This window comes from Nonomuraea sp. NPDC050540 (assembly GCF_044457485.1).
Classification (GTDB): Bacteria; Actinomycetota; Actinomycetes; order Streptosporangiales; family Streptosporangiaceae; genus Nonomuraea.
In genome coordinates this window covers 68303-95176 of the sequence record NZ_JBITHA010000022.1, presented here as the reverse complement: position 1 = coordinate 95176, position 26874 = coordinate 68303, and the positions used below count along the sequence as shown (strand labels likewise).

At 70.9% G+C, this 26874-nt stretch carries 25 protein-coding genes; 8 read left to right on the top strand and 17 right to left on the bottom strand.

From position 1 onward, the window contains the following. Positions 1 to 52: 52 nt before the first annotated feature. From ACIBI5_RS46905 to ACIBI5_RS46870, 8 genes are all read right to left on the bottom strand, one after another. Positions 53 to 1204, bottom strand: a complete 1152-nt coding sequence (locus ACIBI5_RS46905; RefSeq protein ID WP_397257191.1) for a DUF418 domain-containing protein — start codon at positions 1202 to 1204, stop codon at positions 53 to 55. Between the two features lie 101 nt (positions 1205 to 1305). Then, positions 1306 to 2091 (bottom strand): ABC transporter permease, encoded by a 786-nt coding sequence (locus tag ACIBI5_RS46900; protein ID WP_397257189.1) that lies wholly within the window; start codon positions 2089 to 2091, stop codon positions 1306 to 1308. Beyond that, positions 2088 to 3011, bottom strand: a complete 924-nt coding sequence (locus ACIBI5_RS46895) for an ATP-binding cassette domain-containing protein (RefSeq protein WP_397257187.1) — start codon at positions 3009 to 3011, stop codon at positions 2088 to 2090. Before ACIBI5_RS46895 ends, ACIBI5_RS46900 begins: the two co-directional genes overlap by 4 nt. A 19-nt stretch (positions 3012 to 3030) precedes the next feature. Further along, entirely contained in the window at positions 3031 to 3822 is a 792-nt protein-coding gene (locus ACIBI5_RS46890; RefSeq protein WP_397257185.1) for a DUF4097 family beta strand repeat-containing protein, read from the bottom strand. Position 3823: 1 nt separating this feature from the next. Continuing rightward, positions 3824 to 4351: a sigma-70 family RNA polymerase sigma factor gene (locus ACIBI5_RS46885; RefSeq protein WP_397257183.1), complete on the bottom strand. Its 528-nt coding sequence runs from the start codon at positions 4349 to 4351 to the stop codon at positions 3824 to 3826. A 31-nt stretch (positions 4352 to 4382) separates the two neighbouring features. Next, positions 4383 to 5564 (bottom strand): cytochrome P450, encoded by a 1182-nt coding sequence (locus ACIBI5_RS46880; protein WP_397257181.1) that lies wholly within the window; start codon positions 5562 to 5564, stop codon positions 4383 to 4385. A 19-nt stretch (positions 5565 to 5583) separates the two neighbouring features. Further along, positions 5584 to 6369, bottom strand: coding sequence for a DUF4097 family beta strand repeat-containing protein (locus tag ACIBI5_RS46875; RefSeq protein ID WP_397257179.1), 786 nt, complete (start codon positions 6367 to 6369; stop codon positions 5584 to 5586). Positions 6370 to 6466: 97 nt separating this feature from the next. Beyond that, positions 6467 to 7663 (bottom strand): cytochrome P450, encoded by a 1197-nt coding sequence (locus ACIBI5_RS46870; RefSeq protein ID WP_397257178.1) that lies wholly within the window; start codon positions 7661 to 7663, stop codon positions 6467 to 6469. Positions 7664 to 7709: 46 nt separating this feature from the next. On the opposite strand from ACIBI5_RS46870, the gene ACIBI5_RS46865 reads away from it, so the two are divergent. Further along, on the top strand, positions 7710 to 7835 hold the full coding sequence (locus ACIBI5_RS46865) for a hypothetical protein (protein WP_397257176.1): 126 nt from the start codon (positions 7710 to 7712) through the stop codon (positions 7833 to 7835). Here the strand turns inward: ACIBI5_RS46865 and ACIBI5_RS46860 are convergent. From ACIBI5_RS46860 to ACIBI5_RS46850, 3 genes are all read right to left on the bottom strand, one after another. Beyond that, positions 7832 to 9367: a gamma-glutamyltransferase gene (locus ACIBI5_RS46860; protein WP_397257175.1), complete on the bottom strand. Its 1536-nt coding sequence runs from the start codon at positions 9365 to 9367 to the stop codon at positions 7832 to 7834. The two genes, ACIBI5_RS46865 and ACIBI5_RS46860, sit on opposite strands and share 4 nt — an antisense overlap. An 81-nt stretch (positions 9368 to 9448) precedes the next feature. Next, positions 9449 to 11728 carry a DPP IV N-terminal domain-containing protein gene (locus ACIBI5_RS46855; protein ID WP_397257173.1) on the bottom strand — a complete coding sequence of 760 codons (2280 nt, stop codon included), beginning with the start codon at positions 11726 to 11728 and terminating at the stop codon, positions 9449 to 9451. A 150-nt stretch (positions 11729 to 11878) separates the two neighbouring features. Next, positions 11879 to 12814 (bottom strand): AraC family transcriptional regulator, encoded by a 936-nt coding sequence (locus ACIBI5_RS46850; RefSeq protein WP_397257172.1) that lies wholly within the window; start codon positions 12812 to 12814, stop codon positions 11879 to 11881. 89 nt (positions 12815 to 12903) lie between these two features. Between ACIBI5_RS46850 and ACIBI5_RS46845 the strand changes: the two genes are divergently transcribed. Next, on the top strand, positions 12904 to 14547 hold the full coding sequence (locus tag ACIBI5_RS46845; protein ID WP_397257171.1) for an alcohol dehydrogenase catalytic domain-containing protein: 1644 nt from the start codon (positions 12904 to 12906) through the stop codon (positions 14545 to 14547). Between the two features lie 3 nt (positions 14548 to 14550). Here the strand turns inward: ACIBI5_RS46845 and ACIBI5_RS46840 are convergent, their stop codons facing one another. Together ACIBI5_RS46840 and ACIBI5_RS46835 are read right to left on the bottom strand one after the other, a co-directional pair. Next, the gene (locus tag ACIBI5_RS46840; RefSeq protein ID WP_397257169.1) at positions 14551 to 15786 is read right to left on the bottom strand and encodes an RICIN domain-containing protein; all 1236 of its coding nucleotides are present in this window, start codon (positions 15784 to 15786) and stop codon (positions 14551 to 14553) included. Between the two features lie 34 nt (positions 15787 to 15820). Beyond that, positions 15821 to 16705 carry a helix-turn-helix domain-containing protein gene (locus tag ACIBI5_RS46835; protein WP_397257167.1) on the bottom strand — a complete coding sequence of 295 codons (885 nt, stop codon included), beginning with the start codon at positions 16703 to 16705 and terminating at the stop codon, positions 15821 to 15823. A gap of 75 nt (positions 16706 to 16780) precedes the next feature. On the opposite strand from ACIBI5_RS46835, the gene ACIBI5_RS46830 reads away from it, so the two are divergent. Beyond that, positions 16781 to 17563: an alpha/beta fold hydrolase gene (locus ACIBI5_RS46830; protein WP_397257165.1), complete on the top strand. Its 783-nt coding sequence runs from the start codon at positions 16781 to 16783 to the stop codon at positions 17561 to 17563. On the opposite strand, the gene ACIBI5_RS46825 is transcribed toward ACIBI5_RS46830, so the two are convergent. Together ACIBI5_RS46825 and ACIBI5_RS46820 are read right to left on the bottom strand one after the other, a co-directional pair. Next, positions 17551 to 18042 (bottom strand): cupin domain-containing protein, encoded by a 492-nt coding sequence (locus ACIBI5_RS46825; protein WP_397257163.1) that lies wholly within the window; start codon positions 18040 to 18042, stop codon positions 17551 to 17553. The genes ACIBI5_RS46830 and ACIBI5_RS46825 overlap by 13 nt on opposite strands. Before the next feature lie 2 nt (positions 18043 to 18044). Continuing rightward, positions 18045 to 18833: an alpha/beta fold hydrolase gene (locus ACIBI5_RS46820; RefSeq protein ID WP_397257161.1), complete on the bottom strand. Its 789-nt coding sequence runs from the start codon at positions 18831 to 18833 to the stop codon at positions 18045 to 18047. A gap of 108 nt (positions 18834 to 18941) precedes the next feature. On the opposite strand from ACIBI5_RS46820, the gene ACIBI5_RS46815 reads away from it, so the two are divergent. Both ACIBI5_RS46815 and ACIBI5_RS46810 read left to right on the top strand, forming a co-directional pair. After that, complete coding sequence (locus ACIBI5_RS46815) at positions 18942 to 19451, top strand: MarR family winged helix-turn-helix transcriptional regulator (RefSeq protein WP_397257159.1); 510 nt, start codon at positions 18942 to 18944, stop codon at positions 19449 to 19451. A gap of 203 nt (positions 19452 to 19654) precedes the next feature. Further along, positions 19655 to 21430 carry a discoidin domain-containing protein gene (locus ACIBI5_RS46810; RefSeq protein WP_397257158.1) on the top strand — a complete coding sequence of 592 codons (1776 nt, stop codon included), beginning with the start codon at positions 19655 to 19657 and terminating at the stop codon, positions 21428 to 21430. Between the two features lie 202 nt (positions 21431 to 21632). Here ACIBI5_RS46810 and ACIBI5_RS46805 read toward each other — a convergent pair whose 3' ends face one another. Next, complete coding sequence (locus ACIBI5_RS46805) at positions 21633 to 22034, bottom strand: hypothetical protein (protein WP_397257156.1); 402 nt, start codon at positions 22032 to 22034, stop codon at positions 21633 to 21635. A gap of 138 nt (positions 22035 to 22172) precedes the next feature. Next, on the bottom strand, positions 22173 to 22895 hold the full coding sequence (locus tag ACIBI5_RS46800; RefSeq protein WP_397257154.1) for a TetR/AcrR family transcriptional regulator: 723 nt from the start codon (positions 22893 to 22895) through the stop codon (positions 22173 to 22175). A gap of 117 nt (positions 22896 to 23012) precedes the next feature. Here ACIBI5_RS46800 and ACIBI5_RS46795 point away from each other — a divergent pair, with 117 nt between their 5' ends. The 3 genes from ACIBI5_RS46795 (at position 23013) to ACIBI5_RS46785 (ending at position 26864) form a co-directional block, all read left to right on the top strand. Then, entirely contained in the window at positions 23013 to 23708 is a 696-nt protein-coding gene (locus tag ACIBI5_RS46795) for a DUF2306 domain-containing protein (RefSeq protein WP_397257152.1), read from the top strand. Between the two features lie 31 nt (positions 23709 to 23739). After that, entirely contained in the window at positions 23740 to 24723 is a 984-nt protein-coding gene (locus tag ACIBI5_RS46790; protein ID WP_397257150.1) for a linear amide C-N hydrolase, read from the top strand. Between the two features lie 911 nt (positions 24724 to 25634). Beyond that, positions 25635 to 26864, top strand: a complete 1230-nt coding sequence (locus ACIBI5_RS46785; RefSeq protein ID WP_397257148.1) for a thioesterase II family protein — start codon at positions 25635 to 25637, stop codon at positions 26862 to 26864. Positions 26865 to 26874 lie beyond the last annotated feature (10 nt).

Genomic DNA, 26874 nt, shown 5'->3' with positions numbered 1-26874 from the left:
GGCATCCCCCGCGCTCCGCAGAGCGCCTGCGGGAGGAAACGGCCGTCCGGAACTAGCGGTACGACATGCGGCGCACGAGCGCCTCGAACGGGCCCCGGTATCCCTTGCGGTGCATCCAGGCCGCCGCGGGAATCGAGGCCGCCCAGATGACGACGGCGACGGCGAGGCTGGCGGCGAAGCTGAGGTCGTCGCGCAGGCCCAGGGTGAACGGGTAGAAGAGCGCCACCCATACCACCGACTGCGCGAGGTAGAACGTCATCGAGCGCTGCCCGAGGGCGGCCAGGGCGGTGGTGAGGGGGCCGTGGTTGTGGCCGATGCGGACGGCGGCGAGCCCGATGGCCGCGGCCGCGCCGATGCCGCCGATGTAGCCGGTGAAGCTGTGCGCGGCGTACGTCACCCATACGACGGGCGTCGCCACGTCGGGCCAGGTGCCGACGGCCAGGAACGCCGCCGGGAGCCGTCCGACGACCGCGGCGCCGATGCACAGCAGGGCGATCCGCTTCAGGAGAGCCATGTGCTGTCCCGGCTCGTCGAGGATCTTCTTGCGGGCGGCCAGGAGTCCCCACGCCATGCCGGGGATCGCGAAGAGGATGGACACCAGGGTTCTGCCCGGCCACGCGATGGCGTTGGTGAGAAGGTGATCGACGAAGGTCGGCTCCATGTACTTCGCGATGGTGAACGGCGAGCCCTCCGCGGCCGTGGTGTAGACCTGAACGCTCTGCCAGGTGAGGAAGAGTCCCCCCGGGATCAGGGTCAGCAGGCCCAGCCGCCACAGGACGGCGTCGCGGGCGCGTACGAGGAAGGCGAGGAAGAGCATCGTCACGCCGTAGACCGCGATGACGTCGAACGGCACCAGGACCACCGCGTGTGCCAGCCCGATGACGATCAGCCACAGGCTGCGCCGGCGTAGCAGCGCGCGCACGGACGGCCATTCGCTGCCGCGCGCGTACTGACGCTGGGCCAGTTGCCCGAGCCCGTAGCCGAACAGGAAGACGAACATCCCGCGGGCCTGGTTGTCGGTGACGAGGGTGGTGAAGAAGTGGGCGATCGTGTTGAGGGCCGAGGACCCGCGTGTCCAGTCGAGCAGGAATTGCGGGGCGTGGGCCAGGGCTATGCCCAGCAGCATGATGCCGCGTGCCAGATCCGGCGCCAGGGATCGGGCGGTCGTGCTGAGGGGAGCCGCCAGGGTGGCGGAGGCGGTCACGCCGGCCCCCGCTCCGAGGCGAACTGATGCATGGTGCGTCTCCTTGTTTCTGGGTCGATGGCGCCGTCATCCGGGCGTGGGCAAGTGCAGGCCGGCGGTTCTCACTTTCCGGGGTCGCGGTTGTACAGCTTCTTGGCCCACAGGTATCCGAGCAGGGCGATGACGGCGCTCCAGGCGATCGAGCGGGTGAGGCTGTCGCCGACCGGCGCGCCGGTGAGCAGGCCGCGCAGGGTCTCGATGATCGGGGTGAAGGGCTGGTTCTCGGCGAACCACCGCAGGGCGTCCGGCATCGAAGCGGTGGGGACGAAGCCGCTGCCGAGGAAGGGCAGGATGATCAACGGCATGGGCAGGTTGCTGGCGGCGGCGATGTCGTCGGTGACCATGCCGAGCGCCGTGGACAGCCAGGTGATCGCGAAGCTGATCATGACCAGGACGCCGGCGACGCCGAGCCAGCCGCCCACGCCCGCGCCGGGCCGGAAGCCCACCAGCAGCGCGACGGCGACCACCGCGACGACGGCGAGCATGGTCTGGATGATGCTGCCGAGTACGTGCCCGGTGAGCACGGAGACGCGGGCGATGGCCATCGTCTTGAAGCGGGCCACGATGCCGCCGGTCATGTCGGTGGCCACCGAGATGGCGGTGCCCTGGGCCGCGCCGACGACGGTCATGAGAATGATGCCCGGCGCGAGGTAGTTGGCGTAGGCGGTGCGCGGGTCGCCGGTGCCGACGTCGATGCCGGCGCCCATGGTGCCGCCGAAGACGTACACGAACAGCACCAGGAAGATGATCGGCATGCCGGCCGCGGTCAGGGTCAGCGCCGGGTAGCGCAGGATGTGCCGGAACTGGCGGCGCAGCATGGTCGCCGAGTCGGTCAGGGCGCGTGTCATCGTGACTCCGTGAGGGCGAGGAAGACGTCGTCGAGGTCGGGGGTGTGCACCGACAGTTCCTCCACCTTGATGGCGTTGCCGTCGAGCCAGTCGATCAGGCCGCGCAGGGTGGCGGTGCCGCCGTTGCTGGGGACGAGCAGGGTGAGGGCCTCGTCGTTGCGGGAGATCGGGCCGACGCCGCGCAGGGCGAGCTCGTAGCTCGCCGAGTCGGCGAACTTCAGGCTGATGTGCCCGCCGGGTACCAGCCGCTTGAGCTCCTCCGCGCTGCCTTCGGCGACGATGCGGCCGCCGTTGAGCATGGCGATGCGGTCGGCGAGCTGGTCGGCTTCCTCCAGGTACTGGGTGGTGAGGAAGATGGTGACGCCGCCGTCGACGAGTTCGCGCACGATCGCCCACATCGAACGCCGGCTGCGCGGGTCGAGGCCGGTGGTCGGCTCGTCGAGGAAGATGACGCTCGGGTCGCCCACCAGGGTCATGGCCAGGTCGAGGCGGCGCCGCATGCCGCCGGAGTAGGTGGCGGCCCGTTTGCGGGCCGCGCCGGTCAGGTCGAAGCGCTCCAGCAGCTCGCGGGCCGTCTTGCGGCCCTTGGAGCGGCCGAGCAGGTGCAGGTCGGCCATGAGGCGAAGGTTCTCCTCGCCGGTCAGCAACCCGTCGACGGCGGAGAACTGGCCGGTGACGCCGATGGCGGCGCGTACGGCGTCCGGCTGCTTGGCCAGGTCGTTGCCGGCCACGGTGACCTGCCCGGCGTCGGCCTTGATGAGCGTGGACAGGATCTGCACGGTCGTCGTCTTTCCCGCGCCGTTGGGCCCGAGCAGGGAGAAGATCGATCCTTGCGGGATGGACAGGTCGATGCCGTCGAGTACGCGGTGGGAGCCGTAGGACTTGCGCAGCCCGGAGACGGTGATGGCGGTGCCGGTCATGGTCGGATTCCTTGGCAGGTCAGGCGCGGTGGACATGGATGTCGCCATAGGTGGTGCGGGCGTAGATGTCCGCCTTGGCGTCGGTGTGCACGGGGGCGCGGCCGGAGTCGAGGGTGTCGCGGACCTCGCCGTGCCGGGAGTTGACGTCCACGTCGGCGGCGGTGGTGCGGGCAACGCCGACGGAGACGGCGCCGTAGCCGCTCTCCAGTACGGCCTTGCCCGAGACCAGCCGTCCGATGCGGATGCCGCCATGGGCCGAGGTGGCCTTGATGTCGGCGCGCACCCGGTCGATGTCGATGTCGCCGCTGCCCGCCTCGATCGTGAGGGTGGAGCCGGCCTCGCCGACGCGGACGGCCCCGTCGGTGGCGATCTCCACCACGCCGACGGGCCGCGTGATGGTGATGGAGCCGTGCTCGCTGCGGGCGCGCACGCCGGCCGTCTCCTCCAGGGAGATGTCGCCGTGCGAGGTGCGCGCCTCGACGTCGCCGAGGCTTCCGGTGGCGCGGATGGCGCCGTGGAAGGCGTCGGCGTTCAGCTCGGACTCGGCCGGCAGCCGGATGACCACCACCACCGACGGCGGCGTCTTGGCGGACCAGCGGCGCGAGGACTGGCGGGGCGAGCGCACGGCCAGGCGTCCGTCGGCGTAGGTGACCTCGGTCTGCCCGGCCAGATCCACGTCCGCGGAGCGCGCGGGGTCGGCGGGGGTCACCTCGACCGTGGTCTCCTCGTACGGCCCCGCGTCGACGCGGACCTCGCCGGAGCCGAACTCGACGAGGGCGTGGATGGGGCCGGGGGTGTCGAAGGTGTGCATGTCATGTCCTTTCACAGGCTCGGTGGTGCAGGTATTGCTTGAGCTGGGCGCGGCCGCGGTGGATGCGGCTGCGGACGGTTCCGGTCTTGATCCCGAGCACTTCGGCGACCTGCTCGTACGGCAGGCCCTCCACGTCGCTCAGCACGACCGCGGCCCGGTTCACCGGGGTGAGGGCGAGCAGGGCGGCCTCGATGTCGGGCTCGAACCGCCGCTCGTCGAGAAACTGCTCGGGAGTGGAGTCGCGGGCGGGCAGCCGGTCCGCCGAATCCTCGCTGAGCGGGTGCACGGGGGCGCGGGCGCGCCGCCGTACCCCGTCGAGGAAGAGGTTGGTGGTGATGCGGTGCAGCCAGCCCTCGAAGGTGCCCGGCCGGTAGGTGTGCAGGGAGCGGAAGACCTTGCAGAAGACGTCCTGGGTGAGGTCTTCGGCGTCGTGCGGGTCGCCCGTCAGCCGGTAGGCCAGCCGGTGCACGCGCGCGGAGTGCGCGGTGACGATGTTCTCCCAGCTGAGGGCGGGTTCGGCCACGGTCATGGTCAGGGACTTTCGGCGGGTCGCTGGACGCTCACCATGTGACCGGCAGGCGGTGCACGCCGTAGATGTCCAAGCCCTCACGCATCGGCACCTGATCGGCGGGTACGGCCAGCCTCAGCCCGGGGAAGCGGCCGAGGAGCGCGGGGAAGGCGGCGCGCATCTCGACGCGGGCCAGTTGCTGGCCCAGGCACTGATGGATGCCGTGGCCGAAGCTGATGTGGCCGGAGGCGTCGCGGCGCAGGTCGAGGACGTCCGGGTCGGGGAACTTCCCGGGGTCGCGGTTGGCGGCCTGCACCGCCAGCGCGACCGTCTGCCCGGCCTTGATCGTCTGCCCGCCCAGGTCGACGTCCTCCAAGGCCGCGCGCGCTCCGGTGTGGGTGATCGTCAGGAACCGCATCAGCTCCTCCACCGCGTTGCCGGCCAGGTCCGGGTCTTCGCGCAGCAGCGCGAGCTGGTCCGGGTGCCGCAGCAGGGTGTAGGTGCCCAGCGCGATCATGTTGGTGGTGGTGTCGAGCCCGGCGCCGAGCAGGAACGCACCGACGCCGGCCAGCTCCTCGTCCGTCAGGTCGCTCCCGGTCAGGTCGCTGAGCACGTCGTCGGTGGGAGTGGCGCGCTTGGCCTGGACGAGCTTGCCGATGTACTCGCCCATCTGGGCGTAGGCGGCGTACTGCTCTTCCGGGGTGGCGTCCAGCCCGCCGATGGTGGCGGCCATCTGCTGGAACTCCTGCCGGTCGGCGTACGGCACGCCGAGCAGCTCGCAGATCATCACCGCGGGCACCGGCCGGGCGAAGGCCTCGATCAGATCGGCTTGCGAGCCGGACGCCGCCATGGCCTCCAGGTGCTCCTTCGTGACCTCCTCCGCGCGCTCGGCCAGCAGGCGCATGCGGTGCACGGTGAACTTGCCCGCCAGCAGCTTGCGGTAGCGGGTGTGCTGCGGCGCGTCCACCCCGACCAGGTCGCCGGGCGGAGCTGGCGGCATCTGGCCGACGTCGGCCAGCGCGTAGTGGATCAGCTCGTAGCGGGAGCTGAAGCGCGGGTCGGCCACGATGGCGCGGACCTCGTCGTAGCCGAGGGCCAGCCAGCCCTCGTGCCCGTCGGGGAAGATCAGCGGCCGCAGTGGCTGCTCCGCGCGCAGCCGCGCGAGCTCGGCGGGCGGATCGAAAGGGCGGCCGGCGGGCCGTTCCAGGGGCAGGGTGCTCAACGGCTCGGTCATGGTGGATTCCTCTCGCGGGTCAGGAGTGGTGGATGAGGACGTCGCCGTGGGTGGTCGAGGCGCTGACCTCGACGTGGTCCTCGGCGGGTCCGGGTGCTGCGCCGGGCTGGAGCAGGTTGCGGACCCGGCCATAGGTGGAGCCGAGGTTCAGGCGGGCCACGGTGCCCTGGCGGACGCCGACCTCGACCTCGCCCAGGCCCGTGGAGACGGAGATGAGCCCGCGGACCACTTCGCCGATGCGGATGTCGCCGTGCGCGGTCTTGGCCTGGACGCCGGACAGGGCCCGTTCGACGACGATGTCCCCGTGCGCGGTGCCGGCGCGCAGGTCGCCGGAGATCTCGCCCAGGTGCACGTTCCCGCTCAGCGTCTTGATCAGGGCCTGGCCGTCGACGGCGGCGACCCGGATCGCCCCGGAGCCGGAACCGGCCTCCAGGCGGCCGGTCCGGTCGAGGTCGATCTCGCCGTGCGAGGCGGTGACGCGGGTCTCGCCGAGCCGCCCGGCGCAGCGCACTCCCCCGGCGGCCACGTCGGCCTCCAGGCCGGAGGCCTCCGGCAGTCCGACGGTGACTTCCACCGATCCGGCGCGTCTGGCGGACGCGTCCTGGCGCGGTGTCCTGACCGTGAGCCGGCCGGCGAGGAACTCGACCTCGCACGATCCGGCGGCGCTGACGTCCTCGTCATTGGCCGCGTCGCTCGGCCGTACCTCGACGCTGGTGTCGCCGCGCCCGGTGGCGGTGATCCGGACGTCGCCGGCCGCCAGGGCGATGACGGCGAGGATCGGTTCTGGGGTTTCGAAGACAGGCATGATCAGTCCTTAGGCGCACGTCGTACACTCGCTGTGCACACTGTACGCATTCGGATCGGTGTGCGCAACTCGCATACGACGTGCACGGGACGGAGTCTCAGGCGTCCCAGGTGACCGGCAGGCTCTTCACACCGACGACGTCCCCGGTCTCGGGGCGGACGGCGATCTCCTCGGCCGGTACGGCCAGGCGCAGCGACGGGAACCGTTCGAACAGCGCCGGGAAGGCGGTGCGCAGTTCGACGCGGGCGAGTTGCTGGCCGAGGCACTGGTGCACCCCGTGGCCGAAGGCCAGGTGGCCACTGGCCGATCGCCCGGCGTCGAGGGCGCCGGGGTGCTCGAAGCGCCCCGGATCGCGGTTGGCGGTGCTGAGCGACAGGATCACCTGGTCGCCGGCCTTGACGGTGTGGCCGGCCAGCTCGACGTCCTCAAGGGCCACCCGTGGCCGGACGTGCACGACGCTGAGGTAGCGCAGCAGTTCCTCGACGGACCGGTCGGGGTCCTCGCGCAGCACGGCCACCTGACCGGGGTTGCTCAGCAGGGCGAAGGTGCCCAGCGAGAGCATGTTCGAGGTCGTGTCCATGCCCGCGGCCAGCAGCAGTCCCGCTGCGCCGATGAGCTCCGCCTCCGACAGGTCGGTGCCGGTCAGGTCGCTGAGGACGTCGTCGGTCGGGGCCGCGCGCTTGGCGGAGACGAGAGTGGCGATGTACCCGTGGACCGCCGTGTGGCTCGCGTAGCGCTCCTCGTCCGGGGCGTCCTCGTCGAACATGGTCGCGACATGCCCCTGGAAGAAGGGCCGGTCGGTGGCGGGAACCCCCAGCAGCTCGCAGATCATGATCGCCGGAATCGGCTGGGCGAACGCGCTGACCAGGTCGGCGGGAGGACCGGCGGCGGCCATCGCGTCGAGCCGTTCCGCGGTGACCCGCTCGACGCGTTCGGTGAGCAGCCGCATCCGGCGGACGGTGAACTTGCCCGCCAGCAGCTTGCGGTACCGGCTGTGCCGCGGCGGGTCCATCATGATGAACATGCCGGGCGGCGCCGGGGGAACCGGGCTGTCGCCCAGGTCGGCGATCGGGGAGCGCATGAGTTCCTGGCGGGAGCTGAATCGGGGGTCGCCTAGCACGGTACGGGCGAGTTGGTGACCGGTGACGACCCAGCCCTCGTGCCCGCCGGGAAAGGGCAGGCGGCTGATGGGGCCGTGCTCGCGGGCCCGCGACAGCTCTCGCGGCGGGTCGAAGGGGCAGCCGGAGGCGCGGTTGGCCGGCAGCGCCGGCACGGTGTACGCATCGTTGATCATGGGTGCACCCTGCTCGGGCACACTGACAAGTTGCTGATACAGGTGGATGGGCCGATGTCAGCGTAAGCGGGCGTCGACGTTCGGCAACGCGGTGTCGAAGACACCCAGCGTCGTCATGACCGCGCCGGAGGAACGCGGGCACGCCGGCGTGCCCGCGCTCCGCGACCGCTAGTACCCGGCGGCGCTGCCCAGCCTGCGGGGGTCGGCGACGCCGTGCAGGGTGCCGTCCTCGCCGAACGCGATGGCCTGGCAGCTGCCCATCTCCAGCTCCCACGGGGAGACGCGGGTGATGCCGACGCCGCGCCGTTCCACCTCCGCGAGGACGATGTCGCCGAAGGAGGACTCCACCATCGGCCGCCTGCTCGGATACACCGACGCGCCGAACAGGGGCTGGTTCACCGATTCGAGCGCCGTCATGCCCCGCTGCAGGACGTTCACGGAGTTCTGGTACACGTTCTGCACCGCCGAGATCGCCGGCGACCCGGCCACGTACGCCGGCTTGCCGTCACGCATGGCCAGCAACGAGGTTCCCCAGCCGACCGGGATCTTCACCCAAGGGTCGGCGAACAACGTGATCGGCCGGGGCATGATCACCCCGTCCGTCATCAGCCCGACGCCGAACGCCGTGGAACTGGAGGAGTGCGTGCCGTGCGCGATCATGCCGCGCTCGTCCACGACCACAATGGCGTTGGTGCCGCCGTTCATCGAGTCGAACGGCCGCGGCTTGCCGTGCACCACCCTGGGCACCAGCCGTTCTGCCGCCTCCGGCGAGATCGCGCGCAGCGTGTCCTCGATCGGGACCGCCGGATCGGTGAAGGGGTCGGGGATCTCGTCCAGGCCGTAGGCCCACACTTCCTCGAAGACGCGCATCCGGGTGTACAGGTCGTCGGTCTCGATCAGCGACGACAGGCTCAGCAGCAGCGGGTAGAGCGCGCCCACCGTGTGCAGCTCGTAGCCGCCCGCGGTGGGCAGCGGCGGGAGCGGCATCTCGACCGCACCGGCCGCGGCCATGTCGTCGAGCGTGATCCGGCCGCCGTGCAACCGGGCCGTCTCCACGTACCTCTTGGCGAACTCGCCTTCGTGGAAGTACTCCGGTCCCTGTTCGGCGAGCTGCTCGATGGTCCGCGCGAGCGCGGGCTGGCGCAGCACCTCGCCGGCGCGGAACAGGTGACCGCCGGGGAACCAGGTGTCGTACCCCTCCTGATAGCGGCCGGCGGCCATGCGGTAGGCGAACGCCCACCCCCACAACAACGGGTCGGCCACGAAGCCTTCACGCGCCGCCACCACCGCGTCGGCGAACAGCTCCGCCCACGACAGGCGGCCGAACCTGCTCCAGGCGGCGTGCGCGCCGCGTACCCAGCCGGGCGGCACCACCGTACGGCCCGACAGCCGGGCCCCGGCGTCCAGGTCGCCCTTCTCGCCCGCCGGCAGGCCCGCCATGCCCGCGATCACGAGGCTCTGCCGGGTGTCCGGGTCGTAGACCGTGACCGACAGGCCGCCGGCCAGCGTGGTCATGGTCGGCTCGACCACCGTCTGCACCGCCGCGGCGGCCAGGTAGGCGTCAACGGCGCTGCCGCCCCGGCGCAGCACGGCCACGCCCGCCGACGACGCCGCCGGGTGGGAGGTCGAGATCATGCCCTTGCCGCCGGTGGCGGACATGTGCTCCGGGTCGGGGCGCGCCGGACGCGCTGGTACTCCACTCATCAGGTCTCTCCTTCGGCTCGTACGCTCCACGTGCTGTGACGGCACGCCCCGGGCGGTCCCCCGCCGCCCGGGACGGCCGGGTCATCCGACGAACATCTCCGCGATGCGCTCCTCGTCGAGCACCGAGGGAGCCAGCCGGTACGCCGGCGGCTCCACCTCGAGCAGGTGACGGACGAAGTAGTCGAACAGCTTCCTGAACATGTAGTGCTCGTAGCCCAGGTAGAGGTGCTCGGCGCCGGGGATGATCAGCAGGTCGACGTCCTTGTCATGGGCGATGAGCCGGTCCACGAAGCGCAGCGTCTGCTCCGGAAGGACCTTGGTGTCCACGCCGCCCTGGATGAGCAGCAGCTTGCCCTGCAGGCGGGCCGCGGATTCGGCGTTGGACGACAGCGCGTAGTCCACCTCGCCCACCGGGCCGTCGTAGGTCTCCGCCCAGCCCTGCTGGTAGGTCAGGCTGTCGTGATTGCCGGAGCGGGAGACGCCGACCTTGTAGAACGCGGGGTGGTCGAGCATCGCCCGCGCGGTCTGGTAGCCGCCGCCGGAGATGCCGGTGATGCCCACCTTGTCGATGTCCATCCATGGCCGGCTCCGCGCCAGCTCCGTGATCGCGGACACGTGGTCTTCCATGCCGCCGGCGCTCTTGTAGTTCCGGTAGGAGTGGTCGTGGAAGGCCTTGTCGCGGCCCGGAGTGCCGCGGCCCTCCATGGCGACCACCACGAAGCCGAGCGCGGCCAGGGCCTCGGCCTCGTACCCGAACGGGCCCGGGTCGAACGTCGGGAGCACGCGCAGGACCTGCGGGCCCGGGTACGCCACGTCGATGACCGGATAGCACTGGTTCGGATCGAAGTCGTGCGGCTTGTAGAGCACGCCGAAGACGTCGGTGATGCCGTCGGCGGCCTTGGCGCGGAAGCGCTCGGGGGCGCTCCAGCCGGTGGCCCGCAACGCGGAGATGTCGGCCCGCTCCAGCTCGACGCGGACGGCCCCGTCCCAGCCGCGTACGGTGATCACCGGCGGCGTGCTCGTCGTGGAGGCGTTGTCGACGAAGTAGCGGCCGTCGGCCGAGACGCTCACCACGTGGTGGAGGGCGTCGTCGGTGATCCGGGTGAACCCGCCGCCGTCCAGCCCGGCCTTGCAGACCGAGCGGCGATAGGGGTCCTCGGAGATCAGCCCGCTGGCGGTGAAGTAGACGGTACGGCTCGCCTCGTCGACGTGCAGGATCTCCTGGACGGCCCAGCCGCCGGAGGTCACCTGGTTGCGGAGTTCGCCGGTCCTGGTGTCGTACAGGTAGAGGTGGCCCCAGCCGTCGCGCTGGGAGTACCACAGCACCTCCGTCCCGCCGTTGATCACCTTGATGATGGGGAAGAAGTTGAGCGCCGTCTGGGTGGGCTCCACGCGGGTGGGGCCGGTCTCGGTGATCAGGGTGGTCACCTCGCCGGTGACCGGGTCCATGCGCTTGAGCTTCAGGGTGCGCACGTCGCGGGACTGGCTGAGGTAGTAGACGGCCGAGCTGTCCTCCGCCCAGAAGGCCCAGCGCACCACCATCGGCGAGATGATCGTCATCAGCACGGGCTCGTCCTGCGCCTTCACGACCCGGCCGCCGATCACGTCGACCACGGTCATCTCGGCGGTCGGGATGTGCGTGTCGCCGGGCAGGGCCAGCCGCTGCGGCTGCAGGCCCGGACGGCCGCCGCCGCGCGGCCGGTTGTCGATCAGGTGCGCCAGGCCGATGCCCGACTGGTCGGTACGGTGGCTCAGCACCTTGGTGGCATCGGGTGACCAGGCGGCGCAGATCGGGTTCTCCGGCAGCCCGATCGCCGCCATGAGGTTGTCGTACTGGAAGTAGTCGGGGCTCACGCCGTACTCGTGGCCGGCGTCGCCGTCGGTGGTCAGCGGCCGGGTCTGGTCGTCGGCGATCCGGCGCAGCCCGAGGTTGGGCCCGTCGCGGTAGACGGTGTACTGCCCGTCGGGCGAGACGGCCTCGATCGGGTTGACGGCCGGCGGGGCCGGCGTCTCCTGCGCCTCGTAGGTGTCCAGGGACACCTGCCAGGTCTTGTCGAAGGCTGCGAAATAGACGGAGTCGCCGACCGGCGCGATGGCCAGGAAAGGCAACTTGGCCGCGCTCACCTCGTGGCCGGAGGCCGTCTCCAGGGCCTTGGCCAGCCGCTCGTGGTCGAAGGCGGGGCGCCGGGTGCCCGCCTCCGGGTCCACGACGAGGAACTGCCGCCGGGTGGCGGTGCTCGACCGGTACCAGAAGCGGGCCCCGTCACCGAGCCAGTTCGGCACGACCCTGTCACCGAAGACGATCTTGCTCCGGTTGTGCATCAGGAGCTTTTCGGCGGTCTTGTAAGGGGAGTCGCTCATTCGCATGGAGTCTCCTTTCGACGGCCGAACCGGCCGTGCGATGTGTACGACGTTCACTATAGGCACAACGTACGCAATGCGCACACCGTTCCATTCGCGAATGTCGTACGCACGCGAGATCCATGTGCGCGAGAGCCCGGACGGTCGTGGTCAGCGGCCGGGCGACGGGCAGCCCAGGCGGCGGTACTTGCCGGGGGCCATGCCGTACTGGCGCTTGAAGGCGTTGGAGAACGCGTACTCCGAGCTGTAGCCGACCGCGGTGGCGATCTCGCTCAGCGCGGCGTCCTTGTCGCGCAGCATGCGGGCGGCCGTGCCCAGCCGCCACCAGGTCAGGTAGGTCAGCGGCGGCTGCCCGACGAGCTGGGCGAACCGGCGGGAGAACGCCGCGCGGGACAGGCCCGCGCGGCGGCCGAGCGATTCGACGGTCCACGGGTCCGCGGGGCGGCGGTGGATGCCGTCCAGTGCGGCGCTGATGGCGGGGTCGGCCAGCGCCGCGGCCCAGCCGGTCGCGCAGTGCTCCGTCGAGAAGTCGAACCAGGCGCGCAGGATGTACAGGAGCAGGGTGTCCAGCAGCGCCGACACCACCAGGTCGGCGCCCGGCCGCGGGGCGTCCATCTCCTTGCCGAGCAGTTCGACGGCGGCGCGCAGGTCGGTGTTGTGGCCCAGCCTGGCGGGCAGGTGGATCATCTCGGGCAGATCCCTGAGCAGCGGATGCGCCCGGCCGGGGTCGAGCCGGTAGCCGCCGCAGAGCGTCACCGTGGTGAGCCCGGCGCCTTCCATGGTGGCCGAGGCGAACAGTTCGGCGTCGGCGTAGGGGTCGCAGTCGGGCTCGGCGACGGGCGTGGCGGGCGAGTCGGCCAGCGTGTAGCCGTGGCCGTGGGGGAAGAACAGCACGTCGCCGGTCCCGACCGGGATCGGTTCGCCCTCCGGCGGGATCGCCCAGCATGAGCCCTTCAGGACCACCTGGAAACCCGCCGAGCCGGGCGCCGACGGGAACCGCTGCCCCCAGGGCGCCGGCCAAGCGACCCGCGCCGAGCGCGGCACACCGATGCGCATGGAGGCGATCACGTCGCTCAGGACGTCCATGACATCAGTCTAACTCGGTAGACGATCGCGTATCTCTCGCAGACGGGAGGGCATTGGGTGACTCTCCAGCGCGCCCTAGCGTGGACGGCATGACAAGAATTCTGGTCAGCGGGGCCACCGGCACGATCGGCCGGCCGCTGGTGAGCCTGCTTCAGGACGCGGGCGCCGACGTGCGCACGGTGACGAGGGAACTGACCGACCCGGCCGCGCTGGCGGCGGCGCTCGACGGTGTGGACGCGATGTTCCTTCTGTGGCCGTTCGCGTCGGCCGAGGGTGCTCGTGAGGTGCTGGAACTGGTCGGGGCGCGGCGGGTGGTGTATCTGTCCTCGGCCGCCGCCCGGCCGTACGAGGTGGAGATCGAGCGTCTGGTCGCCGGGACCGCGCGGGAGTGGACGGTCCTGCGTCCGCACGCGTTCGCGGCCAACACCTTGCGGTGGGCCGGGCAGGTTCGTGCGGGCGTCGTGCGGCAGCCGTACGGGAACGCGGGCTTTTCTCCCCTGCACGAGCGGGACGTCGCGGCCGTCGCGGTACGGGCGCTGCTCGGCGAGGGCCACCACGGCGCGGTCTACACGCTGACCGGACCCCGGGCGCTGACCCAGCGCGAACAGGCGACGGCGATCGGCGCCGCGATCGGACGGCCGGTGCGCTGGGAGGAGGAGCCGCCGGAGGAGGCGCGGAAGCGGCTGCTCGGGCTGGGGTGGCCCGCGCCGGCGGTGGACGGGATGCTGCGCGCGCTCGCCGCGCCAGGACCGGCGCCCACCAGGACCGTGGAGGAGGTCACGGGCGTGCCCGCGAGCACGTTCGAGACCTGGGCGAGCGAGCACGCCGCGGACTTTCTCGCCCCCATGCGCGCCGCCCGCATCCACGAGTACGGCGACGCCTCGGTGATCTCGCTGGACGAGGTGCCGGTGCCGCGGCCGGGTCCCGGTGAGGTGCTCGTCCGGGTGGCCGCGACGTCCTTCAACCCGTCGGAGATCGGGCTGCGGACGGGGCTGCTGAAGGACACGCTCGGCATCACGCTGCCGCACACGCTCGGCTGGGATGTCGCGGGCACCGTCGTCACCGGCGCGGACGGCCTCTCCCCCGGCGACCGGGTGATCGGGCTGATCGGCGGGGCGGCGGCCGAGTACGCGGTCGCCCGGGCGGACATGCTGGTCAGGGCGCCCGAGCGGATCCCGCTGGCGGACGCGGCGGCCGTTCCGGTGGCCGGGCTCACGGCGTGGCAGGCGGTCTTCGAGCATGCCCGTGTCGGGCCCGGCAGCCGGGTGCTGATCAACGGGGCCGGGGGCGGGGTCGGGCTGTTCGCCGTGCAGCTGGCCAAGCACGCGGGGGCCCATGTGGTGGCCACCGCGAGCCCGCGCAGTGCCGCCGCGGTGCTCGCGCTGGGCGCCGACGAGGTCGTCGACTACACCGCGGCTCCCCTGCCGCCGGGCAACGACGTGCTGATCAATCTGGCCGGCGAGGTGCCCGCCTCGGTGACGCGGCTCGCCGGGGCGTTCGTGTCGATCACCCGGCCGATCGAGCATCCACGCGCGGTTCACTTCGTGGCCCGCAACGATCCGGGCCAGCTGGCCGAGCTGGTGGCGCTGATCGACAAGGGCGTGGTGGACGTCGAGGTGGACGCCCGGCCGCTGGCGGCGCTGGCGGACCTGCACCGTGCGGCCGAGCGCGGGAATATCCGGGGAAAGGTCACGGTGAATATAGGCGGCTCCGAGAGAGCGCGTTCTCATTAAGTGTCAACGTGTCCAGCGTTGATGGGCGCCGCCCGAGCAGTCCCAGATCTGCAGGCGGGTGCCGTTGGCGGAACTCGCTCCGGTCGCGTCGAGACACTTGTTCGCCTGAGGGTTGACGATCTGGCCGGTGCCGGAGTTGAAGGTCCATCGCTGGGCGCCGGTGCCGTTGCAGTCGTAGAGCTGGACCCGCGTGCCGTTGGCGGTGCCGGCGGCGGTGACGTCCATGCACTTGCCGAGCGCCCGCACGGAGCCGTCGCCGTTCCACGTCCAGTTCTGCGCGGCGGAGCCGTTGCAGTCCCAGAGCTGCACGGCCGTGCCGTTGGCCGGGTTGGCGCCCGCCACGTCGACGCACTTGCCGCCGACGCCGGTGACCTGGCCGCCGCCGGGCGGGGCGTGGACGCGGACGTAGTCGACGGTCATCGTCTGCGGGAACGTGGTGGTGGCGTCGGGGTAGCCGGGCCAGTGCCCGCCGACGGCCACGTTCATGATCATGAAGAAGGGGTGGTCGAAGACCCATCGGTTGCCGCCGAGATCGGCGGGCGTGCGCCTCTGGTACTCGTTGCCGTCGACGTACCAGATGATGAGGTTGGGCGACCAGTCGACGGCGAAGGTGTGGAAGGCGTCGGCGTACGCGCCGCTGATCGAGTACGCGGCGCCGATCCCCGCGCCGCCGGAGTAGCCGGGGCCGTGGATGGTGCCGTGAACGGTGCTGGGTTCGCGGCCGATGTTCTCCATGATGTCGATCTCGCCGCTGCCGGGCCAGCCGACCGACCCGATGTCGTCGCCGAGCATCCAGAACGCCGGCCAGATGCCCTGGCCGCGGGGCACTTTCAGGCGCGCTTCGAACCGGCCGTAGGCCCGGGTGAAGGTGGCGGCGGTCAGTAATCGGGCCGAGGTGTACTGGCACGTCCCGTAGTGGCACTGATGGTTGGCGGGGTTCTCCCGGCGGGCGGTGATCACGAGGTTGCCGCCGCCGTCCATGGCGGCGTTGCGGGTGCTGTTCGTGTAGTACTGCTGCTCGTTGTTGCCCCAGCCGCTGCCGCCGACGTCGAAGCGCCACTTCGACGGGTCCACGGCGCTGCCGGCGGATCCGTTGAACTCGTCGGACCAGACCAGCGGGCCGGGGGCGGGAGCGGCGGTCACGGTGGCGCCCGCTGCCGTGGGGGCCAGTGCCGCGAGGACGAGGGCGAGGGCGGCGACGAGGGCGAGCGACATTCGCGAACGGGGGGTGTGATCCATTCGGATTTCCTAACCCGGATTCACAGAAATGGATTTACCCGAGACTGTCCGGCACGACAAGCCCGCTGTCAAGAGAGCGCTCTCTTGCAATGAACTCCGTGGGCCAGGCGAGGTCGTCGACCGCCAGGAACGCCTCACCGGCCACGGTCGCCGGGGTCACCCCGGTGAACCCCATGACCTCCCGATGCAGATGGGACTGGTCGGCGTAACCCATCTCCGCCGCGACCCCGGCCGCGCCTTCACCCGCGACCAGCCGGTGGGCGGCGTGGTCGAAGCGGACCAGTCTGGCGGCGCGCTTGGGCGGCAGCCCGATCTGGTCCCGGAACCGCGACCACAACCGCTTACGGCTCCACCCGACCTCGGCCGCGAGGCCGTCGATCCGCGCCAGGCCCCGCCCGCCGACGATCAGCTCCCAGGCCCGAGCCACCTCCGGATCGACGCGCGCCCCCGCCTCATACCTGCGGGCGAGCAGCATCTCCGTCAGGGCGAAGCGGTCCTCCCAGGAGGGGACCTCGCCCAGCCGCTCAAGCAGCCGCGAGGACTCCCGCCCCCACAGGTCGTCCAGGGCCACGGCGGCGCCGTCCAGCTCAGCCGGGCCAACGCCCAGAACCGCGCGGGCGACCAGCGGAGACAGCCGTACCTGCACACATTCGACGTTCTCGCCCCGCGCCCAGACCGTGCCTCCGGTCCCGAACCCGGGCCCGGCGACGACGCTTCCCCCCTGCCGCCCGGCGGCGTGGTCGAGGACCGGCGAACCGCTCCCGAACTCCAGCAGCAGCGTCACGGCCGGGTGCGGGACCATCCGGAGCGCGTCCAGGTCACCGACCCGGAATCCGGCCATGCTGACACCTGCCACCCGGCCGGGCCGCCGCGGGACCGCGACCTCCCACCGGGCCGCACCGTGTACGAACGTCCGCACGGCCCCATGCTACGAGCCCCGTTGAGGGAACATTCGTCCAAGACACCGCCGCGTACCGGCGTGGACAGTGTCCTCATGACGGCATCCGAAACCCTGCACGTCCGCCAGGACGGCCCACGCGACGCCCCCGCGCTTCTGCTCATCCACGGGTCCGCGTCCTCGTCCCGCTCGTGGGACTGGCTGGTTCCTTTGCTGACCGGATCCCACCACGTGATCCGGATCGACCTGCTCGGCCACGGCCGATCGGCCAAACCGGACGACGTCAGCTACGCGACCGCCGACCAGGCTCACCGGGTCGGTGCGGCCCTGGACCGGCTCGGCGTCGGCCACGCCGTCGTGGCCGGTCACTCCAGCGGCGGCGTGGTCGCCACCGCTCTGGCCGAAGAGCGTCCCGGCCTGGTGAACGCGCTCGCGCTCATCAACACCGGCCCCAGCCTGGGCGCCTTCATCGCCTCGGAGTCAGCCGCCATCAGCCCGGAGCCGTGGCCGCCGGCCGACGAGCAGATCCGCCGGTTCGCGAGCACCGGCTTCAGCCGCCCGGGTTACGAGGTCCCCCGGGAACTCCTGGACGAGGTACGCGCCATGACGTACCACTCGCTCGTCGCGACGATGCGGGCGACGACCGAGTACCTGCACGAGCGGGCGCTCCCGGAACGGCTGGCGCCCCTCGGCAAGCCGCTCCTGGTGATCTTCGGCGAGGATGACCGCAGGTGGCGGTCGGCGTCCGCGGCCGACTACCGGGTCGTCCCGGGCGCGAAGGTCGAGATGCTGCCCGGCCTCGGGCACTCGCCCCTCCTGGAGGACCCGGAGCGGACCGCCACCGCCCTGCTGGCCTTCACCGCCGGTCAGAGGAAATAGCTGTCGTGGTGGATGAGGAACTCGGCGCGTTCGGCGTCGGTGAGGTCGCCGAGCTGGGTGATCCCTTCGAAGTACTCCTCGCGGGGCGCGCCCGGGGCGAACAGCATCAGCATGGACGCGGGTTCCCCCGACGCGTTGCGGAAGGCGTGTAGCCCGCCGACCGGGACGTAGAGGTAGTCGCCGGAGACGGCGTCGATCCAGCGTTCGCCGTCGAACAGCCGCATGGTGCCCGACAGGATGAAGAACGACTCCGACATCGCCTTGTGGAAGTGGGTGCCGGGCCCGCCGAACTGCGGCCCCATGTCCACCCGGTACAGGCCGTACTCCCCTCCGGTGGAGGCGGTGGTGGACAGGTAGTGGTAGCGGGTCTCGCCGCCGGTGCCCGGCCCCGAGACGAAGTCGGGCGCGGCACCGGACGGCCGGAACAGGGCGTTGACCTCGCCCTGGTCGCCGAAGTAGCGGGGGTCGGGGTAGGACATGGCTACTTCTCCCCGGTGAGGAAGCCGCCGGTGAGCTCGACCAGTCCGGTGGGGTCGGCGAACCAGTCCATGTGGCCCTGCCCCCGCACCTCGGCCAGACGGCTGCCGGCGATGGCCCGGTGCAGGTGCCGCGAGCCCTCCATCGGGATCATGGCGTCGTCGCCGAACCCGATGACCAGGGTGGGAGCGGTGATGGCGGGCAGCAGGTCCCGGATGTCCACGCGCGCCCCGAGCTCGATCTGACGGCCCATCCCGGCGGGCGGCCACGCGTCGGCCTGGGAGGCGGCGAGCCCGTCGTGGCCGAAGGAGTCCAGCGCCGCCGCGCTGAACCCGGTCAGGGCGGAGAACCTCTTGAACAGGTCACGGTCGGTCTCCAGCAGCCTGCGCCAGGTTTCGAAGTAGAAGGCGTCCCGGGGTCCGGTCGAATGCGCCCATCCGCCGGCCAGCACCAGACTGCGTACCAGCTCGGGCCTGGTCGCGGCGACGGCCGCGGCGGCGACCGCGCCCAGCGAGAAGCCGAGCAGGTCCACCGGGCCGTCCGCGGCCGCCTCGATGGACGCGGCGACCTGGCCGGCGATCAGTTCGACGGTCAGCTCCGAGCCGTCGTCCTCGGTCTGCCCGCTGCCGCTGAAGTTGGGACGGATCACCGTGTGGGTGTCGGCGAAGTACGGCACGACGTTGCCGAAGACCTTGTCGGCGTCTCCGCCGGTGCCGTGCACCAGGGCCAGGCCCGGCCCGGCGCCGTCCACCTCGTAGTGGACCTTGGAACCCCGGAGGGAGGTGAAAGGCATGCGACTCAACCCCTAAGAAAGGCGATAGCTGATAAGATGAGCGCTAAGATAATGAGCGGTTATGTGAGTGTCAAGTAGATGAGCGCTCGCCTATGTGGAGGAGTCGTCATGGCCGACGCGGTGGACGCGGTGCTGGAGCAGTGGCGCCGGGAACGTCCCGACATCGACATCTGGCCGGTCGGCATCGTCGGCCGGCTCATGCGGCTGTCGCGCATGTGGGACATGTCGATCAAGGAGGTGCTGGCCAGGCACGGGCTCGAACCCGGCGAGTTCGACGTCCTGTCGACGCTGCGGCGCTCGGGCGAGCCGTACGAGCTGACCGCGGGGACCTTCCTCAAGGTCTCCCTGGTCACCACCGGAGCGATCACCCTGCGCGTGGACAAGATGCAGGACAAGGGCCTGGTCACCCGGGTACGCGACACCGCCGACCGCCGCTCGGTCAAGATCCGCCTCACCCCGCAGGGCCTGGAGGTCATCGACCGGGTGCTCCCCGAGCACATCGCCAACCAGGCCCGCCTGCTCCAGTCCCTGGACGAGGAGCACCGCGACCAGTTCGCCGCGATCATGTCCGGCCTGCTGGAGTCCTACGGCGACACCCCGTCCACCGCCACCCCGTAACCGCACGTCTTTATTGTGGACTCCATAGATACTCTTCACCGGGGCTTGCGACAATGCGTCAGATGACGGGATGATCCCGGCATGAGGCGCCGTTTTCGGAGCAATATCCTCTGGAGTCCATCAATAGTGAGCAGCAACCATGGGTGGGCAGCACCGGCGGCCCTTCAGACGTCCCCTCGACATCTCGCCGTGAAGGAATGCCCATGCGCGTCTTAACCCCTCCCCTGGCCGTGGCCGTGGCCCTGGCCGGACTGCTCGCCGCCACCACCCCCGCCACCGCCGACCGGGGATCCAAGCCCAGCTACCGCCTCGACTGCGACGGCCGCACCTGCACCGTGGTCGCCACCGCCAAGTCCCGGCCGCACCGCGTCCAGGAGTTCGTCACCACCGTCAGAAGCGGCGAGCAGGTATGGGCACGAGACACCCTCTACAGCCGTGACGGGCGGGTACGCAGCCGCCCCTTCACCCTGCCCGAGCAGGACATCACGGTCGACGTCGCCGTCACCTCCCTGCCCGAGAACCACGTGGGCACGCCGCTCCGGCTGATGGCGTGGAACCTCTTCGTCGGCGGGACGTTCGACCGCAAGGAGACCACCGGCGAGAACCTGACCCAAATGATCGACTACATGAACGAGGTCAACCCCGACGTCTTCTTCGTGGTCGAGGGGTACGGCTCCGGCCAGAAGATCCTCGACGGGCTGAACGCCGGGCGGCCGTCGAACGACCGGTACTCCGGCGTGCAGCTCACCCAGCCCCAGGACTACAGCGTCAACGGCGACAACCTGTGGCTCTACACCAAGCTCAAGATCGAGAAGGTCTACCCCCGCTACGCCGACGCCGACATCTCCTCCTTCAACCTCGGCGGCGCCCGCCTCGGCCTGCCCAACGGCAAACACGTCCACGCGTTCAGCCTGTGGACCTGGCACGACGGCTGGGCGTACGGCGACACCCATGACGCGGCCGTGCAGAACACCCACGGCCTGCCCCGCACCAAGACCACCGAGCAGATCCTGGAGGGCGACCACTTCCGCCGGGTCGCGATGGGCAAGGCCATCCTCGAGAAGGCCATCCCGTCCTTCATCGGCGACGACGACGCCCCCGTCCTCATGGGCGGCGACCTCAACGCGCAGTCGCACCTGGACTGGTCCGAGCAGTTCGCCAACGCTCCCGGGCACGGCGGAGTGGTGCTGCCCTGGCCGTACAGCAAGCAGTACAGCGACGCCGGGTTCCTCGACACCTTCCGCTACGCCAACCCCGACGCGGGACGCCACCCCGGCCGCACGTGGAGCCCGTTCCACGGCATGGGCGCCATTCCCGGCCGCATCGACTACGTCTTCGCCCGCGGCAAGGACGTCCGCGTCCTGGGCTCCCGCGCCGACGTCGAGCGCCTGCCCCGCCATCAGCAGTCGCCGCTCAACCGGCCGTACCCGTTCTACTCCGACCACGGCTCCGTCATCACCGACGTCCTGATCCGCGGCAAGGGAAGGGGCCCCGACCGGGCGCCCGTCACCGAACAGCCCGGCAAGGGACGCGACATCTGGCCCGCCGCACCCGCCGGCCGCCGCGTCCCGCCCGCCGAGCTCACCGCCACCGCCAGCACCTTCAAGCCCGGGATCGGCGATCCGGCGAGGGCCGTCGACGGCAACCTGACCACCGACTTCCACTCCGACTACCCCGTGGTGCCGCCGCAGCCGCACACCATCACCGTCGACCTCGGCCGCGTCAGGAACCTGTCCGCCGTACGCTTCCAGCCCAAGCTCCGGGTCAACATGAACGGCACCATCCTTGAGGGCATGGTGCAGGTCAGCGACGACGGCGTCACGTTCAGGGACGTCAAGCGGGTCACGTGGCCCCGCATGACCGCGCCCAACGACGTCATGCTCGACGGCGTCACGGCCCGCTACATCAGGCTGCGCAGCGACTACAGCCTCGGCGGCGCCTCCGCCCTGGCCGAGATCATCCCCTACGAGAACGCCTGACACCCTGAAGCCGGACCCGCCGCCCTGGTCCGGAGCGGCGGCGGGGACCACGTGCCTCCCTTGAGCCCGATGGACTGCCGTCGGCCGGCCGGCCGTGGCCAGGGAAGGCAGCACGGCCGATTTCGCCCGGAGCGGTGCGCCGGCAGGACACCGCTCCGGGTCGTTCACCGATCGTCTCGCCCGGCAGCGCGACCCTCATCGGTCACTTCTGAACGGTCGCGGGACTCCGGTGCAGTTCCCGGACCGAGATGACGCTCAGCGTGAGCGGCAGCAGCCACAGCAGCGCCTTCACGGCGATCACCGTGATCTGCTGCGACTCCCACGTCTCGCCCTTGAGCTGCGCCTCGACCCGTCCCCAGAGGCTTGAGGTCATCATGCCCGTGGCGTACGCGCCCGCCGCCAGCATCAGCGGCCAGCTCAGGCGGGCCGAACGGAGGAGGGCCAGCGCGGCGATGATCAGCAGGATGCCGGCGACGTAGTCCTCCAGGATCGTGACCGGCGTCGTCCACCATGCCTGGACGCCTCGCCGAGCGGTCTCAAGGCCGATGAACAGGACGCCGAGGACGGCGGCGGAGATGGCGGCGAAACGGCCGATGGATGACATGGTGCCTCCAGGGGGCGGCTCTTCGCGTTCGTCGCATGCCGGGGAAAGTCATGACATCACCGGGGGCGGTCGCGATGGAAGGCTCGGGGGACGCACGGGTTTCGCCGTACCTTAATCCACCATAGCGGGCGGAGAGAATCACGGGCCGGGAATCCGGCGGCGGACGTCCGCGACCAGGTTCAGCATCGCCACGCGGAACACCTCCGCCTGGTGGGCGCCGACGAACGCCGTGTGCCCGAACACCTCCAGCGCGACGAGCCCGTACATGTGCCCCCACGTGCTCAGGAACAGTGCCGCCGCGGGAGCCGGGAGCGAACCGAGGCCGTCGGGCGGCAGCCGTTCCAGATGGGCCTGGAACGACGGGGACAGTTCCGGGCTCTCGCACGCGGCCAGTTGCGCGGGGGTGTAGCCGCCGAGCAGTTCGCGGCGGAAGACGGCGCTCATCCGGCGTACCGACTGGGTGGTGGCGCCTTCCACGGGCGCCTCGTAGTGCCGCAGCGGCGTTCCGTAGATGAGCTGGAAACGCTCGGGATGGGTGATGGCCCAGGTGCGGAAGCCCTCGGCGGCGGCCACCAGGCGTGGGACGGCCGGGTCGTGCGGCGGGGTGTCCGCGGCGGCCTGCACGGCGTCGGCGAGGTCGCCGAACGCCTTGGTGACCAGCGCCGTGATGAGGTCGTCACGCCGGGGGAAGTAGTGGTAGAGCGCCTGCACGGTCATGCCCAGGCTCCGGGCGACCGCGCGCAGCGACAGACCGGCCGGCCCGTGCTCGTCGACGTGCCGCTCGGACGCGGTGAGGATCTCGCCGACGGCCACGCCCCGGCGCCGCCGGCGCAGGGACGGCGCGGCTTCGTCTGATGCCATGCCGTAAATCTAACAGTGTCAAGGAAAACTAACACTGCCAAAACCTCGATCCGCCCCGTTAGCGTGATGCCGGGCGAAGCTCGTCGCCCATCCCCGCGCCGCCTTCTGGAGTCCGCCATGCCCGCCATCAGATTTCCGTCCACCCGCCGCACGTGGTGGGCCGCCTGGACGGTGCTCGCCGTGTCGGCCGCCGGTTTCGCCTTGTACGGAGCTCCCGCCTACCTGACCGGCGACCGGGCGCTGAGCAGGATCCCGCTCAATCCGGAGATCGTCCTTCACTACCTCTACCTCGTCAGCCACGCCCTGCCCGCGAGCCTCATCCTGCTGCTCGGACCGCTGCAGTTCGTGCCGGCGTTGCGCAACAAGTACCCCAGGCTGCACCGGGTGGTCGGCCGCGTGTACATGATCAACGTTCTGATCGCCTCCGTGGCGGCCATCCTGGCAGCGACGTTCACCGTCAGCGGGTTCCCCGTCCAGGTGGCCTTCTACCTGCTGACGGCCGCCTGGCTGTACTCGCTCGCCCAGGCCTACCTGGCGATCAGGCGCAGGCAGATCCAGGTGCACCGCGTCTGGATGATCCGCAACTACGCGCTGTCCTTCGCGGCCGTGGTGCTGCGGGTCTTTCTGCTGCTCGGGCTGGCGGTCCGCTCCCGCTACGACTGGCTGACCTTCGACGACATCTACACCTCCTCGGTCTGGGCGTCGATCCTCGTCAGCGCCGGTGTGGGCGAGTGGTTCATCGTCCAGCGCGTGCTCAGGCCGCGCGCCCGCAGGAAGCCGGAGCCCGCCGTCGCGGCCGCTTCTCCCTCGTGACACGGCGGGTGCCGGTGGGCAGACTACAGACATGCGGACCCCTGCTCTCGCGGTGTTGTCGGCCCTGACCCTCGCGGCAGCGACGGCGTGCGCGCCCGCCGAGGCGCCGCCGGCGCCCTCCTCGGCGGCACGCCCCGGGATTCTCCGGCAGACGGAGGACGAGATCGCCCGTACGGCGGCGGGCCTGCGCCGGCTGGACGACATGCCGCTGTACGAGATGACCTACCACGGCGGTTACGACGCCGAGGCGCCGCTCACCGAGGCGGAGCTGGCCAGGAACGGGGACCGCTGGGCGTGCTCGCTGTTCCACCGCCCCGGCCAGTTCGGCCGGAACTTCGACTGGGACCCCAATCCGGCCATGGTCGTCCACGCCGACCCGCCGGACGGCTACGCCTCGCTCTCCCTGGTCGACGTCTCCTACCTGTTCCCGCCGGCGGCCCGGCCGGACCTGAAGGCCGCGCAGGACCGGCGGCGGCTGGCGCACGCGGTGCTGATGCCCTTCGACGGCATGAACGAGAAGGGGCTGGCCGTCGGCCTGGCCCAGGCACCCCACGCGGAACTGCCCGCCCGCACCCCGGGGCGCACCGTCGTGAGCGGCACGCGGATCATCCGGCTCATGCTCGACCGCGCCGCGACCGTGCCCGAGGCGATCGAGCTGATGCGCCGCTACGACCTGGACTTCAGCGGCGGCCCGCAACTCCACTACCTGATCGCCGACCGGGCGGGCAAGTCCGTGGTCGTGGAGTTCGCCGAGGGGCGCATGAACGTCATCGACGAGCGCTACCTGACCAACATCACGATGACCGGCGCCGACCGGAACACCAAACTGGCCGACCGCCGCTACCGGCTTCTGACCGAAGGCGGCGGCACGGACCCGATGCAGCTGCTCAAGCGGGTCGCCCAGCAGCACACCCGATGGTCGATCGTCTACGACCAGGAGAACCTCACCGCCAAGATCGTCACGGCGCAGCGGTGGGACCGCGTGCGCGACCTGCGCCTTTCCTCGGGCGGTTAAAACCGATTCCGGCTGTGCGGAATAGGGCGCGGGCGTCAATCAGGAGAATGAGGGAACCGCCGTTCACGGATATGGCCGTTACGCCTGCGGCGGCACGGGACCCAAGGGTTCGATTGACACATCTGGTAAAGCGCCTTGCCGGTAATCCGGTCAACGATGTCGTGATCGACGATCTACCGGCGAGAGCCGCGCGGAGCGCCCGCGCCACCCAACTTCGCACGTCGAGCCGGAGTTTCGGGGTGACCAGAGCCCGGGTTAGGGTGATTGGACAATCGTCCTGACTGATATGGGGAAGTTTTTCGCGCCTCTTGACACACCGGGCGACAAACGAGTCCGAACATGAGTCGGTGACCTGTGGGAGGCCGGCGATCCCGGGGCGGCAGAGGTTCTTCTCACCCGGCCGTACAGAGGTTATTTCGCGTGGCTGCCGGAGGGACGACGGAAGGCGGCACCGCACTTCGGCAGGCCCCGCCCGCCTCTTGCCGAGGCCGCGGCGGACACCCCGGGCGAGCGGAAGATCCCCTGTCACCCTGGGACAGGTTTCGGATGCCCGAATCCTATTTACGGTCACGCATATCATCGCATGACCAGTGATGCAAGGGGCTCTCGTGCTGAATTCGCGCGACCTCCAGCCGGCACCCGCTAATCGGGCCGTTGACTACACCCAGCAAACATCGATATAAGAGTGAATGTCGTGAACGGCGTGACATCACACGCTAAGTCATGGCACTTGTACATCTCTCTATTTCGAGGTTGTTTCGAGGCAATTGTCGAGGAGCGCCGTAACATGGCGGTTGACGACCTCTCTATTCAGCGACGAATCCACCACTCGCCGCGCACGGCGACTCCCGGCAGGGGGGTGCTGGGCGATCAGTGATCAGTTAGCCGCGTCGGCGCAGAATCCCCACCCCATGGATCTCCGCCCCGCCAGCACGATGATCTGCCTCCCGTACGCCGGAGGCGGCGCCAGCGCCTACACCGGACTCGTGCGCGAGCTCGCCGGACTCACCGATCTCACCGTCGTCCCCGTCCAGCTTCCCGGCCGGGAGAACCGCATCGTCGAACCGCCGGCCTTCACGGTCACCGAGATCGCCGACGAGGTGGCGCCCGCCACGGCCGAGCCGTACGCGCTGTACGGCCACAGCATGGGCGCCCGCCTGGCCTTCGAGGTGGTGCGCGAACTGCGCAGGCGCGGTCTGCGCCGGCCGTCGCGGCTCTACGTCGGCGGCGCGCACCCGCCGGATCGCCGGGTACCGCTGGCCGCCGCCGTGGACCTGCCCGACGACGCCTTCATCGACCAGCTCGTCCGCAGGGCCGGCGCGCTCCTCGAGCTCAAGCACCTGCCCGAGCTGCGCGAACTGCTCATGCCGGTGCTGCGCTCCGACTTCACCTGGATCAAGAACTACTCCTACGCGCCCGAGCGGCCGATCGACTCCCCCATCGTGGCCTTCACCGGGCTGGACGACGGCGAGGTCGGGGCGGCGGAGATGCTCGGCTGGTCCCGGCACACCACCGCCGGATTCCGCCTGCGCACGCTGCGCGGCGGCCACCTGTTCGTCCAGGACCGCCCCGCCGAGCTGGCCGCGCTCATCGCCGCCGACCTCGCGGGCGAGCCCGCCCCGCCCGAGCCGGACGAGCTTCAGCTCTGGCTCGGCCGCCCCGCCGACCACGCCACGGTGGTGCGCCGGTACGCCGGCCGCGCCGCGCTCGGCACGAGCCACACCGGCGAGCTGACCCTGGTGGCCGCGGTCGCCGCGCACGAGCCCGGGGTCGGGGTGGCCATCCTGCGTGCGCCGGATCTCGGCGACGGCCTGTCCGAGCTGAGCGGGGACGAGCTTGAGCAGATCGAGGACGCCGCCGAGGAGGACCGGCGCTGGCTGGCGCTGCGCGCCGTCACCGCGAAAAGGGCGCTGATGGCCGCCGACGGGCAGGGAGCCGATCCCGCCGCGGCCGGCTTCCCCGACCTCACCGACCCCGGGCCGTGGCAGGCCCAGTGCGATCCGGGACTGGAACGGCTGGCCCGCTGGCAGGTCCTCCACCTGCCCCTGCGCACCTCACGGGGAGAAGCGCTGGGCGCGGTCGCCGTGCCGCACGACACGGTGCGGCTGAGCTTGGACATTCCCGCCGAAGAGCCAAGGTAACGGGGGACAG